The 17,688-nt window shown below is 51.5% G+C and carries 17 protein-coding genes; 16 read left to right on the top strand and 1 reads right to left on the bottom strand.

What is annotated here, in order from left to right; genetic code table 11:
- Positions 1 to 40: 40 nt before the first annotated feature.
- Both GYMC52_RS09730 and GYMC52_RS09725 read left to right on the top strand, forming a co-directional pair.
- Complete coding sequence (locus GYMC52_RS09730) at positions 41 to 976, top strand: AEC family transporter (protein ID WP_013523958.1); 936 nt, start codon at positions 41 to 43, stop codon at positions 974 to 976.
- Positions 977 to 1,425: 449 nt separating this feature from the next.
- The gene (locus GYMC52_RS09725) at positions 1,426 to 2,352 is read left to right on the top strand and encodes an Rpn family recombination-promoting nuclease/putative transposase (RefSeq protein WP_013523957.1); all 927 of its coding nucleotides are present in this window, start codon (positions 1,426 to 1,428) and stop codon (positions 2,350 to 2,352) included.
- 305 nt (positions 2,353 to 2,657) lie between these two features.
- On the opposite strand, the gene GYMC52_RS18685 is transcribed toward GYMC52_RS09725, so the two are convergent.
- Entirely contained in the window at positions 2,658 to 3,086 is a 429-nt protein-coding gene (locus GYMC52_RS18685; protein WP_230982689.1) for a DUF5626 family protein, read from the bottom strand.
- 334 nt (positions 3,087 to 3,420) lie between these two features.
- On the opposite strand from GYMC52_RS18685, the gene GYMC52_RS09720 reads away from it, so the two are divergent.
- The 14 genes from GYMC52_RS09720 to GYMC52_RS09655 all read left to right on the top strand — a co-directional run bounded on the left by GYMC52_RS09720 (position 3,421) and on the right by GYMC52_RS09655 (position 17,626).
- A complete protein-coding gene (locus tag GYMC52_RS09720) occupies positions 3,421 to 4,437 on the top strand; it encodes a LacI family DNA-binding transcriptional regulator (RefSeq protein WP_013523955.1) in 1,017 nt (338 codons plus the stop codon).
- Positions 4,438 to 4,454: 17 nt separating this feature from the next.
- Complete coding sequence (gene gntK, locus GYMC52_RS09715) at positions 4,455 to 6,026, top strand: gluconokinase (RefSeq protein WP_013523954.1); 1,572 nt, start codon at positions 4,455 to 4,457, stop codon at positions 6,024 to 6,026.
- A gap of 114 nt (positions 6,027 to 6,140) precedes the next feature.
- Positions 6,141 to 7,490 carry a GntP family permease gene (locus GYMC52_RS09710; RefSeq protein WP_041469466.1) on the top strand — a complete coding sequence of 450 codons (1,350 nt, stop codon included), beginning with the start codon at positions 6,141 to 6,143 and terminating at the stop codon, positions 7,488 to 7,490.
- Positions 7,491 to 7,608: 118 nt separating this feature from the next.
- On the top strand, positions 7,609 to 9,006 hold the full coding sequence (locus GYMC52_RS09705) for a methyl-accepting chemotaxis protein (protein ID WP_013523952.1): 1,398 nt from the start codon (positions 7,609 to 7,611) through the stop codon (positions 9,004 to 9,006).
- Positions 9,007 to 9,324: 318 nt separating this feature from the next.
- Entirely contained in the window at positions 9,325 to 10,581 is a 1,257-nt protein-coding gene (gene urtA / locus GYMC52_RS09700) for an urea ABC transporter substrate-binding protein (RefSeq protein WP_013523950.1), read from the top strand.
- Between the two features lie 56 nt (positions 10,582 to 10,637).
- Positions 10,638 to 11,537 carry an urea ABC transporter permease subunit UrtB gene (gene urtB, locus GYMC52_RS09695; protein ID WP_041468368.1) on the top strand — a complete coding sequence of 300 codons (900 nt, stop codon included), beginning with the start codon at positions 10,638 to 10,640 and terminating at the stop codon, positions 11,535 to 11,537.
- A 9-nt stretch (positions 11,538 to 11,546) separates the two neighbouring features.
- Entirely contained in the window at positions 11,547 to 12,605 is a 1,059-nt protein-coding gene (gene urtC / locus GYMC52_RS09690; protein WP_013523949.1) for an urea ABC transporter permease subunit UrtC, read from the top strand.
- The gene (gene urtD / locus GYMC52_RS09685) at positions 12,580 to 13,344 is read left to right on the top strand and encodes an urea ABC transporter ATP-binding protein UrtD (protein ID WP_013523948.1); all 765 of its coding nucleotides are present in this window, start codon (positions 12,580 to 12,582) and stop codon (positions 13,342 to 13,344) included. The genes urtC and urtD overlap by 26 nt, the downstream gene beginning before the upstream one ends.
- Positions 13,323 to 14,024, top strand: coding sequence for an urea ABC transporter ATP-binding subunit UrtE (gene urtE / locus GYMC52_RS09680; protein WP_013523947.1), 702 nt, complete (start codon positions 13,323 to 13,325; stop codon positions 14,022 to 14,024). Before urtD ends, urtE begins: the two co-directional genes overlap by 22 nt.
- Positions 14,025 to 14,108: 84 nt before the next feature.
- Complete coding sequence (locus GYMC52_RS09675) at positions 14,109 to 14,414, top strand: urease subunit gamma (RefSeq protein ID WP_011231418.1); 306 nt, start codon at positions 14,109 to 14,111, stop codon at positions 14,412 to 14,414.
- Between the two features lie 43 nt (positions 14,415 to 14,457).
- Entirely contained in the window at positions 14,458 to 14,793 is a 336-nt protein-coding gene (locus GYMC52_RS09670) for an urease subunit beta (RefSeq protein WP_013145136.1), read from the top strand.
- The gene (gene ureC, locus GYMC52_RS09665; RefSeq protein WP_013523946.1) at positions 14,790 to 16,499 is read left to right on the top strand and encodes an urease subunit alpha; all 1,710 of its coding nucleotides are present in this window, start codon (positions 14,790 to 14,792) and stop codon (positions 16,497 to 16,499) included. Before GYMC52_RS09670 ends, ureC begins: the two co-directional genes overlap by 4 nt.
- 10 nt (positions 16,500 to 16,509) lie before the next feature.
- Positions 16,510 to 16,956: an urease accessory protein UreE gene (gene ureE, locus GYMC52_RS09660; RefSeq protein WP_021321542.1), complete on the top strand. Its 447-nt coding sequence runs from the start codon at positions 16,510 to 16,512 to the stop codon at positions 16,954 to 16,956.
- Positions 16,949 to 17,626 carry an urease accessory protein UreF gene (locus GYMC52_RS09655; RefSeq protein WP_013523945.1) on the top strand — a complete coding sequence of 226 codons (678 nt, stop codon included), beginning with the start codon at positions 16,949 to 16,951 and terminating at the stop codon, positions 17,624 to 17,626. Before ureE ends, GYMC52_RS09655 begins: the two co-directional genes overlap by 8 nt.
- Positions 17,627 to 17,688: the final 62 nt, after the last annotated feature.

Here is a 17,688-nt window from a genome sequence, read left to right as displayed (position 1 = left end):
AAACATCCATTATATGGATAAAGAAAGAGAGGAGAGCGTCTTGGCTGTTTTTAGCGGCATTTTATTGCAAGTGATGGTTCCGATGTTGTTGATTGTCGGCTTGGGGGCAGGGCTTCACCGCTTCTTTCATCTTGACCTCAATACGTTATCCAAATTGAACATGTACGTCCTGCTGCCGGCAGTCGCATTCATCAACGTGTATGACAGTGAGTTGAATGGAAAGGTGTTGGCGGCCATCTTAGGATTTCTCTTGTTGCAAAACAGTGGACTTATCGTTTTGAGTATGATGATGGCCAAGTTATTCAAATTGGAACGGAGTTTGTCAGCCGTATTTCAAAACACTATTGTGTTGAACAACTCAGGTAATTTCGGCATCCCGGTCAGTCAGCTTGTATTTCATCAACATCCGCTCGGGGCGACGATTCAAATTATGGTGACGATCTTTCAAAATTTCTTGACGAATACATATGGGGTATACCAGTTTGTATCCGGGAATGGAAAAAAAGAGAAATGGACTGCGGAGATATGGAAAAATCCCGTTCTTCACGCGCTGTTCCTCGGTTTGGTCTGCCGATGGCTTCACGTCCCAATCCCATCATTTTTATGGACGCCGCTTCAGCGGGTTGCCGATGCGTTTTTAGCCATCGCTCTCTTTACGTTGGGAGCGCAAATCGCCTACGCCCGTTTTACTGCCTTGCCGCCGCTTGTGTATGTGAGTGTGTTCGGGCGCTTGATTTTGTCGCCGCTGTTGGCTGCGTCTTTGATCTTTCTATTAGGAATTGATGGAGTGACGGCTCAGGCATTGCTCATTGCCAGTTCCTATCCGTGCTCGCGCAATACAGCGCTGTATGCACTCGAGTATGACTGCCACCCAGACTATGCTGCCCAGGCGGTGCTGGTGTCGACCTTGTTGAGTGCCATTACCGTTACCGGCGTTGTGTATGCAGCACGATTGCTGTTTCCGATTGGCGGATGAAAACGGGGCAAGCTGTCGTCGACTCCCAATCATGCAAAAATCCCGGGGGATCGACGACAATGTCTTTTCTCGTCAAACTCCTAACAGCCAACACGGCCAGACCGAATTAACGGAATTTTTAAACATTATATTCTAAAAACAGTCCAAAGAGAAAAGCTTGATTTTATGCGCATGGTTTGGGTTTTTTATCGTGCCCATGAGGAACTGAAACCGTTTACAACGGTCATCTCCGACAAGCCGGGCCAGGTTTTTTATCGTGCCCATGAGGAACTGAAACTGTCTCCTGCCACAGCTGAACCACCGCTGAGTTCAGCTTGTTTTACCGCTCGACATAGGAAAAGGACAAATGCGACATGGCGCATGCCCAAAAACATGGGAGGGATAAGGAGGAATTCGGCTGCGAAGAGCGAATACAGTACGGTGAATCCGACATTGCAGGGAGGGAAAACGTGGCTAGGAAGCGAATCGATCATGACCGGTTGTTCAAAGAGTTGCTGTCGACATTTTTTGAGGAGTTTTTGCTTCTTTTCTTTCCCCACGTGTACGAGCACATTGACGTTCACCATCTCTCTTTCCTCTCCGAAGAATTGTTCACCGATGTGACGGCCGGAGAGAAGCACCGTGTCGACTTGTTGGTCGAAACAAAGGTAAAAGGGGAAGACGGGCTCGTCATTGTTCATGTCGAGCATCAAAGCTACACCCAGCGGACCTTCCCCGAGCGAATGTTCCTCTACTTCAGCCGCTTGTTTCAAAAATACCGCCGCCGCATTCTCCCGATTGCCATCTTCAGCTATGACGAACAATACGATGAACCTTCCTCATTGGTCATGCAGTTTCCGTTTTTGACCGTTCTCGACTTCCGCTTTTTAACGGTGGAGCTGCGCAAACAGCCGTGGCGTCAGTATATTCATCAAGACAATCCCGTCGCCGCCGCTTTGCTAAGCAAAATGGGGTATAATGAAGAGGAAAAGGTGGAAGTGAAAAAGGAGTTTTTGCGCATGCTCGTCCGCCTCGAGCTCGATGAGGCGAAACAGCGGCTGTTGTTCGGTTTTTTCGAGACGTATTTGCGGTTATCCGAAGAGGAGGAAGCGAAACTGCGAAACGAGGTGAGCCAAATGGAAACGAAGGAAGCGAAGCGTGTGATGGAGCTCATCGTCTCATACGAACAGCGGGGGATGGAAAAGGGAATCCAAACAGGAATCGAAATGGGGATAAAGCAAGGGATGAAGCAAGGGATGAAGCAAGGACGCCAACAAGGGATCGAGGAAGGGAAGCTCGACGTGGTGAAGAGAATGCTGGCGAAAGGGTACGATGTCGACACGATCCACGAACTGACCGGGCTGCCGGTCGAGACGATTGAAAAGGTGAAGCAGTAAGTCGGATGCCCCCTGGCTAGAGCGAACGTCGCCGCCCGCAATGGCGTCAAATCCCTCATAAAGGGCGGCGGCCGTCTTGTTAGAGCCTTCGGACGTTTCGTTCCTAGGGGAGGTTTTTGGAAACGCCGTGTTTTGGGAACTTTTTCGATTTATGAACGGCGTTTTTCTTTTATTATCAGTCTTCTAATTTTTTACCGTTTTCTCACGAATTTAAAAACCATAAAAACAGCTAAAATAACGACACCTATAAAAAGGTAGCCTAAAATAGACGTAATGGTGGTCAGCATGTCCCATTCTCCTTTTTGTTAATTGGTACCGGTATACAATGTTTGATCCTTCACACGAGCATATAAATAAATAGTCCATTCTCCACCCCAAATGCTATTAAGGGTTAGATGATATCTAGCTTCGGCTGGTAAAGTATATGTTTCTGTTTTTCTAAGAATAGAGATCCAATCTTTTTTAACGGTGTAAGGAGGAGTTATAAAATACCATCCATTATAAGCTCGTGTTATTGTGGCTAACCCAGTACTACCAATATTAATATCCACATAAAAATGATAATTGACAGTTCCAGAGTACCAATAAATCTTCCAAGTACTATTCCCTGTGCCGACTTTATATGAAGCTAAAGCTGACATAATATTATCATTTGATCCTGCTGATAGCACAGGCTCAATACCAAGAGTCCCTACGTACTCACCATTTTCATTATAAATTTTTTGGCTCTTCACCACAAGTTGTACTTGAGATTTTAAGATAGGTATGCATAGGAAAAATAGAGGGTACAAAAAATGCGAATGTTCCTGTATGGTAAAGGTGACCAAGCCATTGGAGGAACATTCGCATGTATTCTCCGTTTATCAAAGAACTCATCGATTGACCAGACGTTTTGATTCAAAAGGTGCGAAAAGAAGAAGAACGTTGGATTTTCGAACTTTCTCTGCCGCTTTAGGATTTCAATCAAAAACTATTGTAAACCGCTTTCGCTTGGTTTATAATAAAGCTAAACCGGTTTATGAAAACGCTTTTGAACTAAATCGATTTAGTGCGAGAGAGGGATCCCAGTTGAAAAAAGTAACGATGGCCGATGTCGCGAAATTGGCCAACGTTTCGAAAAGTACGGTGTCACAATACTTAAATAAGCGCTATGAGTATATGAGCGAGGAGACGAGAAAACGCATCGCTGAGGCGATTGAAGAGCTTGGGTATCAGCCGAACGTCATCGCCCGCAGTTTGAAGCAAAAGACGACAGCGACCATTGGCGTGATTGTGTTCAACATGCTTCATATGATGACAACGCAAGTGCTGCACGCCATTGAAGAGGAATGCCAAAAGCGCGGGTTTCAAGTCATTGTCTGCAACTCCGGCGATGATCCGGACAAAGAAAAAACATACATCGAGACGCTGCTGGCGAAGCAAGTGGACGGGATGATCGTGTTTCCGACAGGGAAAAATGAAGAGGTCTACCGCCGCCTTGTGGAGGAGCGCTTTCCGCTTGTGTTTGTCGACCGGATGGTGCCGGGGGTGGGGGCGGACAGCGTGCTGCTTGATAATGCAGGTGCAGCGGAAATGGCGGTTCAGTATTTCGCTTCCTATGGCTACGAGCGGATTGCCATTGTCACCCCGCCGCTTGTTCCTTACAACGTGCCGCGGATGGAGCGATTTGAAGGGTTTCGGGCGGCCATGGAGAAAAGGGGATTTGAAGTCGGCGATCAAAACGTCATCGCCGCTGAACCTGCCGCGCTGCCGGAAGTGTTGAAACAACGACTTGCCGAACCGAAGCGGCCCAATGCCTTGTTTGCGATTAACGACTTGACGTTAATGGGCGTTTTGCGGTTTGTGAAGGAGACGGGCATCCGCATGCCGGATGAACTGGCGATCATCAATATTGACGATGTGCCGTTTGCCGATATTTATACACCGGCGTTGACGACGATCGCCCAGCCAACGTTTGCGATGGGAAAAAAAGCGGCGGAGCGAGTATTTGACCAAATGAAAGCGAAAAAAACCGACGGTCCGCGCGTATTTCGTTTCTCCCCGGTATTGATGGAACGGACATCGATCAGGCGGGGGAAGGCATGAAGAAGGGAGGAGAAACGATGGCGATTCACGGGGACGTCGTCATTGGGATTGATATTGGAACGACAAGTACGAAAGCGGTCGTGTTTGACGGGCGGGGGAAGGTGCTGGCTTCTCACGCCGTCGACTATCCGATCATCCAGCCGCATCCGGGATTTGCCGAGCAGGATCCTGATGAGCTGTTTGCGGCGGTCATTCAAGCGGTCGGGGCGGTGACAGTCCGCTATGGTATCCGCCCAGAGCAGGTGAAAGCGATGGGCTTGAGCGCGGCGATGCACTCGATTATGGCGCTTGACGAGTCGGGGCGGCCGCTCACCCGTCTCCTCATCTGGGCCGACAACCGAAGCGTCGCCCAAGCGGAGCGGTTGTTGAAAGAGCAAAACGGGCTTGCCATTTATCGGCGGACGGGGACGCCGATCCATCCGATGTCGCCGCTATCGAAATTGCTTTGGCTCAAGGAGGAGCAGCCGGATGTATTTCAGCAAGCGCACTGGTTTGTGTCGGTGAAAGATTATGTGCTGTATCGCCTGTACGGTGACTATGTCGCCGACCATTCCATGGCATCGGCAACGGGTTTATTCCGGTTGGACACGCTCGATTGGGACGAGGAGGTGCTCGCTCTTGTCGGGCTTCGCCGTGAACAATTGCCGCGCCTTGTGCCGGCGACACACGTGCTTAGCGGAATGAAAAAAGAGTGGGCGGAAAAAATGGGGGTGCCCCCTGACGTGCCCGTCGTCATCGGCGCGAGCGACGGCGTGCTCGCCAATGTCGGCGTTGGGGCGGTGCTCCCGGGTGAAGCGGCCATCACGATCGGAACGAGCGGGGCGGTGCGGACGATTGCCGCGACCCCGACGACGGACGAAAAAGGGCGGACGTTTTGTTATGCGTTGACGCCCGGCTATTGGGTCGTCGGCGGTCCGACGAACAACGGGGGCATTTTGCTTCGCTGGCTGCGCGATGAGTTCGGCGCCCAGGAGCGGGAAGTGGCGAAAAAGCTCGGAATGGATCCATACGATTTGTTGACGAAATACGCCGAACGTGTTCCGCCTGGATCCGAGGGGCTGGTGTTTTTGCCGTTTTTATCGGGCGAGCGGGCGCCGTATTGGAATGCGAATGCGCGCGGAACGTTTTTCGGCCTCGGCCTGCACCATAAGCGCGAGCATTTCATCCGTGCTGTCATGGAAGGCGTCTGCTTCAGCATTCTCTCTGTCGCCTTGGCCATTCGCGATGTCACGGGGCCGATGACGGAAATACGCGTCTCAGGCGGATTTGCGAAATCGCCGTTTTGGCGGCAAATGCTTTCTGATATGTTGGGCAAACCGCTCATCGTGCCGCAGACGCATGAAGCGTCGGCGTTAGGGGCGGCTGCGGTGGCGCTTTACGCGTTAGGCGAGCTGCCGTCGCTCGAAACGGTGAAAACGTGGATCGACACGACAGCCCGTCATGAACCGAAGGAAGAACATACGCTCATTTACGCTGAACTGTTTGATTTGTATGCCCGCTTGTATGAGCGGTTGAAAGAGGAGTTTAACATCATCGCCGCGTTTCAACGGCGGAATGGGGCAAAGGGGTCGGAAACGAAATCGGTTTAGCCCCATCATTGGCGGGCACTAAATCGATTTACCCCCTCTTTTTCTCTAAAAACGTGAAACCGCTTGCTTTTTTGCACTAAATCGATTTATCTCAAAACCAAGGAGGAGTGCATGATGGGAATTGCCATTGTTGTGGCCGCTATTATTGTCTTGTTATTGCTCATTACGGCGGCGAAAATGCATCCGTTTGTCGCCCTTATTTTAGTGTCCGTCGGCGTCGGGCTGGCGATGGGCATGCCGCTTATCGCGCCGTCGCCGGAAACGCCGGGCATCATCGATTCGATTAAAGCAGGGCTGGGCAATACGCTAGGCTTTTTAGCGATCGTCTTGGCGCTTGGGACGATGCTTGGCAAAATGATGGCTGAATCGGGCGGCGCTGAGCGCATTGCGAAAACGTTGATCGACCGCTTCGGCCAAAAACGCGTCCATTGGGCGATGATGGTCGTCGCCTTTTTAGTCGGGATTCCGGTCTTTTTCCAAGTCGGGTTTGTCTTGCTTATTCCGCTTGTTTTTACGATTGCGATGGAAACAGGCATTTCACTGGTCACGATCGGCATTCCGCTTGTCGCCGGTTTGTCTGTCGTGCACGGCCTTGTCCCGCCGCACCCGGCGGCGATGGCGGCAGTCGGCATTTTTAAGGCGGATGTCGGAAAAACGATTTTGTATTCGATCATTGTCGGCCTTCCGACGGCGATCATTGCTGGGCCGCTGTACGGCAAATGGATCGGCTCGCGCATGTATAAAAAAGTGCCGGCGGAAATCGCCGAACAGCTCGTGCAACATAAAGAAGCACGGGAGCTTCCAGGCTTCGGAAATACGCTGTTTACGATTTTGCTTCCCGTTATTTTGATGTTGATTGCTTCGATCGCCAACGTCACGCTTGATCAAAAGTCGGAAGCAGCGAAAGTGCTGCGCTTTATCGGCGACCCGATTGTGGCGATGCTGATCGCTACGGTTTATTCGTTCTTCAGCCTTGGCTACGCCCGCGGCTTCAATCGCGACACCGTGCTGAAGTTCGCCAATGACTGCCTTGGTCCGGTCGCGAACATCCTGCTTATCATCGGGGCGGGCGGCGCGTTCAACAAAGTGCTGCTTGATTCCGGCATCGGCGAACAAATCGCGGAAGTGGCGAAACACTCGCACTTGTCTCCGCTCCTGTTAGGCTGGGGCATTGCGGCGCTCATCCGCGTGGCGACCGGGTCAGCGACTGTGTCGATGATGACCGCCGCGGGCATCGTCGCACCGATTGCGGCCACCATGCCGGGCACGAACGTGGAACTGCTCGTCTTGGCGACTGGAGCCGGATCCTTGATCTTGTCGCACGTCAACGACTCCGGCTTCTGGATGATCAAGGAGTATTTCGGGATGACGGTGAAAGAAACGCTCATGACATGGACGGCGATGGAGACGATTATTTCGGTGGTGGCGTTTGTCTTCATTTTGTTGTTGAATATGGTCCTCTAGCCTTTCCAATGCAAGACGCCTGTTTTTTAGGAGAACGGGCGTCTTATTTTTATATGCCCTTTTGTCATATTTTATATTATAATTATGTAATAAAAAATTACATAAGGAGTGACGTCCATTGATTTTTGCGAGACGTGCGGAGAGAAAAACAAGGCGTGAATCCGATTGGCCTCGGCAGGAGGGAAAGCGGGAAGAACGAAAACAAATCGCTAGGCAAATTGTCGTGGCCGTCGATCAGCTCAAGGCGGTGATGGAACAGATGAAGCTGGCAGCGGTTTTGCTCAATGACATTTCCGATTCAAGCCGGAACAGTGCAGCAGAGCTGATGGATCACAGCGAAAAAACGGTGGAGTATACAGAAAAAGTGGCGAAAAAAATGCGGGCAATCGAGGAAGCGGCTAAGGAAATTGCCGCATCTTCGAACGACATTCATGCAAGCAGCCGGCAGTTTTCTGAACAATGGTTGCATTCATGGAATTCATTAGAAACGTTGCAAAAGGAAATTCGAACATTGCGCTCCCAACATGAAACGTTGTTGAAACAAATGAATCACCTCGTTCATCATTCTCAACGCATCAATCAAATTATATCGGCGATCGGCGAGATTTCACAAAAAACGAAAATTTTGTCGCTAAACGCCAATATTGAAGCAGCCCGTGCTGGAGAACACGGGCGCGGGTTTGCGGTTGTGGCGCGCGAGATCGGCATGCTGGCGAGCCAAACGTCCGAAGCCGTCCAGCAAACGCAAGACATTTTGTCGCTCATTCAACGCGAAATCGCAGCGACGACCGATATCGTTCGCGAAGAAACAAAGCAAATCGATGTCGAAGAAAAAGAGATGGAAGCGATTATGGCGTTCCTTCATTCGTTGCAGCGGCAGCTGAATGATATGACGGACCTCGTCTCCTCTTCTGTCCAGTCGGCGTCTGGACAGTCGGACAGCGTGAAAGAAATCGCCGGCCTGCTTGAAGAAATCGTGCAATTGAGCCGGGAAAATCAACGGTTTGTCGAGCGAGTGACGGCGGATATGAACGAACAGCACGAGAGCGTCGGACAGATTTTACGCATTAACGAAGCGTTGCAAAAGACAGCGGAGGAGCTGCAACAAACGGTCGGGCGTGATTGGATGAGGGAAACGATTTCTGTCGATGATGCGGTGGTGAAAAACATGATTCAGAAACTATCCGCTTTGCTTCAGTCAGCTCCGTTGGAACAAATGGATGAGGCCATGCACCGACGAGTATTGGACCGATTTTTATCCGAGAACGGAGAAATTGAGGCCGTCTGGTCGAATCGTCTTGATGGCACGTTTGTGTATTCGAACCCGCCAGCCGGATTGGTCAACGCCAAAGTCCGGTCGTGGTTTCAGGAAGCCAGCGGAGGAACAGTGTACGTTTCCGATCCGTATGTATCGGCATTGACGAAACATCTTTGTGTCACGGTGTCCGCTCCCATTACGGATCATAACGGTCAAATTGTCGGAGTCATCGGAGCGGATTTGGCGCTTTCGAAATGAAAGACGCCCTGAAAAGGCGCATGTGTGCCTTTTTGGGGTGTTTTTTGTTTTTAGGCGCGATCAATTGGTTTAGAAATCATGATGCATATTTTTATGATAATAAATATAACAAAAATATGTAATAAAATATGACAATGTTGTTGAATCAACTATATCTAGGCCTTACACTGCTAATCAAGAACACATCCTCAAGATGGTTTGCACAAAATGGATATCACTCATCACCTTTGAGGAACAAGGGAGGGAGGCCGCTTTGCCAGATGAACGAGGTATAGGGACTCATTGATTTTCAAAATGAATAGGGGGAAGGGTGTGCGAATGAAACCAACATTCATGCGGAAATTATGGTTGCTTTTATGCATCAGCGTTTTTGCCCTGGGGGGATGTGCGGCGTCATCAGCTGTTGATCAAGCCAAAAACGAAAACAAAAAGGATTCGTCTTCGGCTAGTAAAGAAGGCGGTACGGTCAAAGTCGGGATTCTCCATTCGCTGAGCGGAACGATGGCCATCAGTGAAGTGTCGCTGCGCGATGCCGAGTTAATGGCGATCGAGGAAATCAATGCATCCGGGGGGCTGCTCGGCAAGAAAATTGAACCGGTTGTGGAAGATGGGGCGTCGGACTGGCCGACGTTTGCCGAAAAGGCGAAAAAACTGCTGCAAAAAGATCAAGTGGCCGCCATTTTTGGCGGTTGGACATCGGCGAGCCGCAAAGCGATGCTTCCGGTTGTGGAGCAAAACAATGGGCTGCTTTGGTATCCGGTGCAATATGAAGGGATGGAGTCGTCGCCGAACATCTTTTACACCGGGGCGACGACGAATCAACAAATCGTTCCGGCGGTCAGCTGGCTCTTGAAAAACCGCGGCAAAACGTTTTTCTTGCTCGGGTCGGATTACGTCTTTCCGCGGACAGCCAACAAAATCATCAAGGCTCAGCTGAAGGCCGAAGGAGGGCAAGTGGTCGGGGAAGAATATACGCCGCTCGGCCATACCGATTATAGCACCATTATCAGCAAAATCAAACAAGTGAAACCGGCTGTCGTCTTCAATACGCTCAACGGCGATAGCAATGTCGCCTTTTTCAAACAGTTGAAAGACGCTGGCATCACACCGAAAGACGTGACGGTGATGTCCGTCAGCATCGCAGAAGAAGAAATCCGCGGGATCGGGCCGGATGTGTTGGCCGGTCATTTGGCTGTGTGGAACTATTTCCAGACGACCGATACACCGGAGAATAAGGCATTTGTACAAAAGTATAAAGAAAAGTACGGACAAGACCGCGTGACTGATGACCCGATTGAAGCGGCGTATACTGCGGTTCATTTATGGGCCGAAGCGGTGAAAAAAGCCGGTTCCTTTGATGTTGATCAAGTGAAAAAAGCGGCGGCCGGCCTTGAATACAAGGCGCCGGAAGGAACGGTGAAAATTGACGGGGAAACGCAGCATCTATGGAAAACGGTGCGCATTGGCGAAATCCAAGCGGACGGACAATTCAAAGAGTTATGGAATTCCGGCCAGCCGGTGAAGCCAGATCCGTATTTAAAGAGCTACCCATGGGCGAAAGGATTAAGTGAATAGTTCACTTGGAAGGAAGGGATTTCCTTCCTTCTCGCCCAGCGGACATGAGAGGGGGGATGGCGATGTTCATTGACCAATTATTCAACGGGCTGAGCGTCGGTTCGATTTTGCTTTTGATTGCCATTGGGTTGGCGATCACGTTCGGGCTGATGGGCGTCATCAATATGGCGCACGGTGAACTGATGATGGTCGGAGCGTATACGACCTATGTCATCCAGCGATGGTTCACTAGCCATATGCCGCACTCGGCAGGGCTGTATTTTGTCGCCGCCATTCCATTGTCATTTTTGGCCGCCGCTCTGCTTGGATGGGGGTTGGAAAAAAGTTTGATCCGCCATTTGTATCGCCGTCCGTTGGACAGTTTGTTGGCTACATGGGGGATCAGTTTGATTTTGCAACAGACCGCCCGCCTTATCTTTGGGGCGCCCAACGTGGCGGTTGTGCCGCCAAGCTGGCTGGATGGCGGAATCCGCTTGTTTGGGGCAGTGTTTCCGTATAAACGGTTGTTTCTTCTTTGCCTTGTGTTGGCGATCGTTTTCTTTCTCTATATGTATTTAATGAAAACACGAGCTGGCCGACGCATTCAAGCCGTCACCATGAACCGGTCGATGGCAGCCTGCCTCGGCATTGCCACGCAAAAGGTCGATGCTTACTCGTTTGCCATCGGTTCAGGGTTGGCGGGGGTGGCGGGATGCGCGTTGACCTTGCTTGGGCCGATCGGGCCGACGATCGGCACATACTATATTGTCGATGCGTTTATGGTCGTCATTTTAGGGGGAGTGGGAAAACTGGCCGGGACGCTGCTGGGGGCATTTGGCATTGGTTTGATTTCGACGTTCGTCGAATATTCCACAAGCGCCACCATTGCCAAAGTCATTGTGTTCGTTTTGATTATTGCTTTCTTGCAATGGAAACCATCCGGTCTTCTTAGCGTGAGAACGCGGTCGCTCGATTGAGGGGGGAGCATGGTGAACAAACGTTGGGGATACTGGCTGTTTTTTGCCGCCTTGTTTCTTGCGCCGTTTTATTTGACCGAGTTCCGCTTGTCCCTGCTCGGCAAATTTCTTTGCTTTGCCATCGTGGCGGTCGGCATCTCCCTCATTTGGGGCTATACCGGCATTTTGAGCCTCGGCCATGGGGTGTACTTCGGGTTAGGCGCTTATTGCATGGCGATGTATTTGAAGCTCGAAGCTTCGCAAGGGCATTTGCCTGATTTTATGGAATGGAGCGGCGTGCGCGAACTGCCGTGGTTTTGGAAGCCGTTTGCGCATCCTATGGTGGCCATCGCCGCCGCGATCGCTCTTCCTACGTTGCTCGCTGCGCTATTAAGCTATTTAACGTTTAAAAATCGGATTAAAGGTGTCTATTTTTCTCTCCTTTCCCAGGCGGTTGTTGTCGTGTTTGTTACGTTGTTTATCGGCAAGCAAGAATGGACAGGCGGAACGAACGGCTTGACCAATTTTTCGACCGTGTTTGGTTTTTCGCTGTCATCGCCGCTCACCCAAATCGTTTTGTATTGGCTGACAACGGCCTGTCTCGCTCTCATTTTCGTCGCGGCGCGCCGCTTGACGTCCGGACGGTTGGGGAAGGTGCTCATCGCGATTCGCGACGCGGAAAACCGGGTTCGTTTTTTAGGATTCAATCCGACCGTCTATAAAGTGTTTGTGTATAGTTTGTCAGCAGCCTTTGCCGGGGTGGCTGGGGCGTTGTTTGTCCTGCAAGTCGGGCTCATTTCCCCGGAGATGATGGGGATTATTCCTTCGATCGAAATGGTGTTATGGGCCGCTGTCGGCGGACGCCAATCGCTCATGGGCGCGATCATTGGCGCGGTTGTCATGAACACGGCGAAAAGCTTTTTAAGCGAAAATTATCCGGATCTATGGCTGCTTTTGTTAGGCGCGCTGTTTGTCGTTGTCGTGTTATTGGTTCCGAAAGGATTGGCGGGCATTTATGAATCGCTCGTTGCCGTTCTCATCAAAGCAAAAAGGGGGCATGAACGTGAAGCCCGTGTTGATGTGTCGTGACGTCGTCGTTGACTTCGATGGATTTCGTGCTTTGCAAGGTGTTGATCTCGCGGTTTACCCTCATGAAGTGCGGTTTTTGATCGGCCCGAACGGAGCGGGGAAAACGACGCTGCTCGATGTCATTTGCGGACGGACGAGAGCGACGGACGGCCGAGTGCTGTTTTTCTCCCATGACATCACGAAACGGCCCGAATATGAAATTGTGCAAATGGGGATCGCCCGGAAGTTTCAAAGCCCTTCCATTTTTCCATTTTTGACGGTATGGGAAAATATGGAGTTGGCCATGCGACAAGACCAGCGTCTGCGTTCTGTTTTGCGGGCGAAGCGGACCGGAGAAGAGGAAGAGATCATGGCAGCACAACTAGAGAGAATTGGATTGCTTGATGAACGTCATCGCTTAGCGGGCACCCTGTCTCATGGCCAAAAGCAGTGGTTGGAAATTGGCATGCAGCTGATTCAGCGCCCGCAACTTCTCTTATTGGATGAGCCGATTGCCGGCATGAGCGCGGCGGAACGGGAGCGCACGGGGGAATGGCTGCACGAAATCGCCAAACATTGTGCGGTGATCATTGTGGAGCATGATATGGACTTTGTCCGCCGTTATTCGAAGCAAGTGACGGTCATGCATGAAGGAAAAGTATTGTGCGAAGGCTCGATTGATGAGGTGCAGCAAAACGAACAAGTCATCGATGTGTATCTTGGAAGGAGGAAAAACGCGTGTTATGCCTCCGGAATGTAACGGCTGGCTATGACGAAAGCGTTGTGCTCGATCAAGTTCGCATGGACATTCCTCTCAGCCGGGTGACGGCGGTGTTGGGCAGAAACGGAGTCGGCAAAACGACGTTGATGAAAACGATCATCGGGTTGATTCGCCCGATGTCAGGCGTGATCGAATGGGAAGGAGAAGATATCACGCGATGGCCGCCGGAGCGTCGGGCGCGGGCAGGGATCGGCTATGTGCCGCAAGGGAGGGAAATTTTCTCCGCGCTGACAGTGGAAGAAAATATCCTTCTCGGGTTGGAAGCGCAGGCCGAGAACGTCCGTCCTCAGCCGATCCTTGAGGAAATGTATGCATTATTTCCAGTCTTAAAAGAGATGCGCCAGCGAAAGGGAGGGGATTTAAGCGGCGGACAGCAGCAACAGCTGGCCATCGCCCGCGCGTTGGCCGGCCGGCCGAAACTGCTCTTGCTTGATGAACCGATGGAAGGCATTCAGCCGTCGATCGTTGAGTTGATTCATGATGTGATTATGAAAATCGCCGAAGAAAAACAGGTTGGCATCGTATTGGTCGAACATAGCGTGGAGCTGGCGTTTTCTTGTGCCGATCGTTTCTATATTTTGGATCGCGGCACTGTCGTGGCGAAGGGGGATGTCGATGGGGCTGATTTGACTTATATTCAATCGTTTCTTGCTGTTTAAGCAGCAGACAGCGGTGTTAGTGAATGAGAGATTTCTTGAACCTGCGAGTATAGGTGGGAGCATTCAATGAGGGGGAAGAGATGAGTGAAACTGACTCCGCGCGAACAGGAAAAGCTGTTGATCGTCGTGGCCGCCGATTTGGCGCGCCGCCGGAAAGAACGAGGATTGAAACTGAATTATCCGGAAGCGGTGGCGCTCATTACGTATGAGCTGTTGGAAGGAGCCCGCGACGGGCGGACGGTGGCGGAGTTGATGCAATACGGCGCGACGATTTTGACACGCGATGATGTGATGGAAGGCGTCGCTGACATGATCGACGAGATTCAAGTCGAGGCGACGTTTCCGGACGGCACGAAACTCGTCACTGTCCACCAGCCGATCCGGTCGTAACGGCGCTGGATGATTTCATGACTGCGGACAGAGGAGTGATGATATGATCCCAGGAGAATACCGATTGCGTGAGGAACCGGTTGTGTGCAATCGACAAAAATCGGCCACGAAACTGACGGTTGTAAACCGCGGCGATCGCCCGGTGCAAGTCGGTTCCCATTTTCACTTTTTTGAAGTCAACTCGTTTCTTGAATTTGACCGGCAGTCGGCGTACGGAAAACATTTGAACATCCCTGCAGGGACAGCGGTCCGTTTTGAACCCGGGGATGCGAAGCAAGTGGAGCTCGTCCCGTTCTCCGGCGAGCGCCGGGTGTACGGATTAAACAATATGGTCAACGGTCCGCTTGATGACAACGGGAAGGGGGGAGTAAGAGAATGAGTTTTTCCATGTCAAGACGGCAATACGCGGATATGTTTGGGCCGACGACTGGGGACTGCATCCGGTTGGCGGATACTGACTTATGGATTGAAATTGAGCATGACTATACGGTTTACGGCGATGAAGTGAAATTCGGCGGCGGGAAGGTGATTCGCGACGGGATGGGGCAACATCCGCTCGCAACCCGCGACGAAGCGGTCGATTTAGTGCTGACGAATGCCGTCATCGTTGATTACACCGGCATTTACAAAGCCGATATCGGGATCAAAGATGGAAACATCGCCGCCATCGGCAAGGCTGGGAATCCGCTGTTAATGGATGGCGTCAATATTGTCATCGGCGCCTCAACGGAAGTGATCGCGGCGGAAGGAAAAATCGTGACAGCCGGCGGGGTCGACGCCCATATCCATTTCATTTGCCCGCAGCAAATCGAAACTGCTCTGTCATCGGGCATTACGACGATGATCGGCGGCGGGACCGGGCCGGCGACCGGAACGAATGCCACGACGTGCACGCCGGGAGAGTGGAACATTTACCGGATGCTTGAAGCCGCCGAAGCGTTCCCGATGAATATCGGTTTTTTAGGAAAAGGCAACGCATCGGCGAAAGAGCCGATCGCTGAGCAAGTCCGCGCCGGAGCGATTGGACTCAAACTTCATGAAGACTGGGGAACGACGGCGGCGGCGATTGATGCGTGCTTGCGAGTGGCGGATGAGTACGATGTGCAAGTCGCCATTCATACCGATACATTGAATGAAGGCGGGTTTGTCGAGCATACACTGAAGGCCATTAACGGGCGCGTCATTCATACATATCATACGGAAGGAGCCGGAGGGGGGCATGCGCCCGATATTATGAAAGTCGCCAGCTTCCCGAACATTTTGCCTTCTTCCACGAATCCGACGCGGCCGTATACGAAAAACACGGTTGATGAGCATTTAGATATGTTAATGGTGTGCCATCATTTAGATCCGTCCGTTCCGGAAGACATTGCCTTTGCCGATTCGCGCATCCGCAAAGAAACGATCGCTGCTGAAGATATTTTGCACGACATCGGCGCCTTCAGCATGATCAGTTCCGACTCGCAAGCGATGGGGCGCGTCGGTGAAGTCATTTTACGCACGTGGCAAACGGCCGACAAAATGAAAAAACAGTTTGGCCGCTTGCCGGAGGAAACGGGGCGGGGCGATAATGTCCGCGTCAAACGGTATGTAGCCAAATACACGATCAATCCAGCCATTACGCATGGGATTGCCGAATATGTCGGCTCGGTGGAAGTCGGAAAATTCGCGGATTTGGTCGTTTGGCATCCCGCTTTTTTCGGGGTCAAGCCTGAGCTCGTCATCAAAGGCGGGATGATCGCCTACAGCGTGATGGGCGACCCGAACGCCAGCATTCCGACGCCGCAGCCCGCGCTGTACCGCCCGATGTTCGCCAGCTATGGCGCCGCCATCGCGAAAACGTCCATCACCTTTTTATCCAAAGCGGCGTTCGAGCGCGGCATTCCTGACAAGCTGGGGCTGCACAAAATCGTCAAACCGGTTGGAAACATTCGCTCGTTGACGAAACACGATATGGTATTCAACAACGCCATGCCCCAAATCGATGTCGATCCGCAGACGTATGAAGTGAAGGTCGACGGGCGGCTCATTACGTGCGAGCCGGCCGAAGTGGTGGCCATGGCGCAACGATATTTTCTTTTTTGAGGTGATGATGATGATTATTGAAACGATTATCGGCAATATTCAAACCCTCCCTTCTCTCCCCCCGCACATCGAACGGGTGTACATGGCAAGCGACGATTTAGTGAAACGAATCCAGCGGGTCGTGACCGATCACGGGCGGGAACTTGGCATTCGCCTAAAGGAAGCTAAAGAATTGGCGGATGGAGATGTATTGTGGATGGATGACCATAACGCGATCGTTGTTTCCGTTCTTCCCGAGGATTTGCTTGTTATAAAGCCGGTTTCGTTGAAACAAATGGGGGAGATCGCTCATCAGCTCGGCAACCGCCATTTGCCCGCCCAATTCGAGGAAGGGGAAATGCTCGTCCAATATGACTATTTAGTCGAAGAGCTGCTTCAGCAGCTCGCCATCCCGTACAAGCGGGAAAAACGGAAAGTAAAACAAGCGTTTCGCCATATCGGCCACCGCCATGACTGACCAACAGCTGTTGTGGCTGCTGCAGCTCTCAGATTCGAATTTTCCGTCTGGAGCATTTTCCCATTCCTTTGGGTTTGAAACATACATGTACAATGAACAAATTTGCGATGCCAAAACGTTTCGTGAAGCGCTTGTCGTTTATATCCAGACCCAGCTGACGTATACGGATGGATTAGCGTGCCGGATCGCCTATGAGCAGTTGGAAGCCAACAGCATGGAAGGACTGCAGCGGCTGAACGAAACGCTGTTTGCCCTCTGCCTGGCGAAGGAAACGCGAGAAGGAACGAGAATGATGGGCGAGCGCTTATGGAAACTGTGCCGCGACATTTACGGAGTCGATGAATTGGATGAGATCGTGCAAACGACGCGGTCCATTCATCCGACCATTGTGTTTGCGGCGGTTGGCCGCAAAATCGAAGCGTCGAAACGAACGACTGTGTTGACATATTTGTTTGCCGCCGTACAAACGATGGTGCAAAACGCGGTCCGAGGCATTCCCCTCGGCCAAACGGACGGGCAAAAGCTGCTCGTCATGGTGCAGCCATATTTGATTCATGCCGCAAGCATCATCGAGGCGCTCGACGAAGAGGAGCTCGGGACGGCAGCCGTTGGTCTGGAAATCGCGCAAATGCAACATGAACGCCTTCCCGTCCGGTTGTTTATGTCGTAATGTTGGACAAACAAAACAGCGCCTATTTGGGTTTGAATGGAAAACGAAGAAGGGGGAATATC

The sequence above is a fragment of the Geobacillus sp. Y412MC52 genome, assembly GCF_000174795.2.
Classification (GTDB): domain Bacteria; phylum Bacillota; class Bacilli; order Bacillales; family Anoxybacillaceae; genus Geobacillus; species Geobacillus thermoleovorans.
Note: the sequence above shows the minus strand (reverse complement) of the source record. Positions and strands in the feature narration are given on the sequence as shown.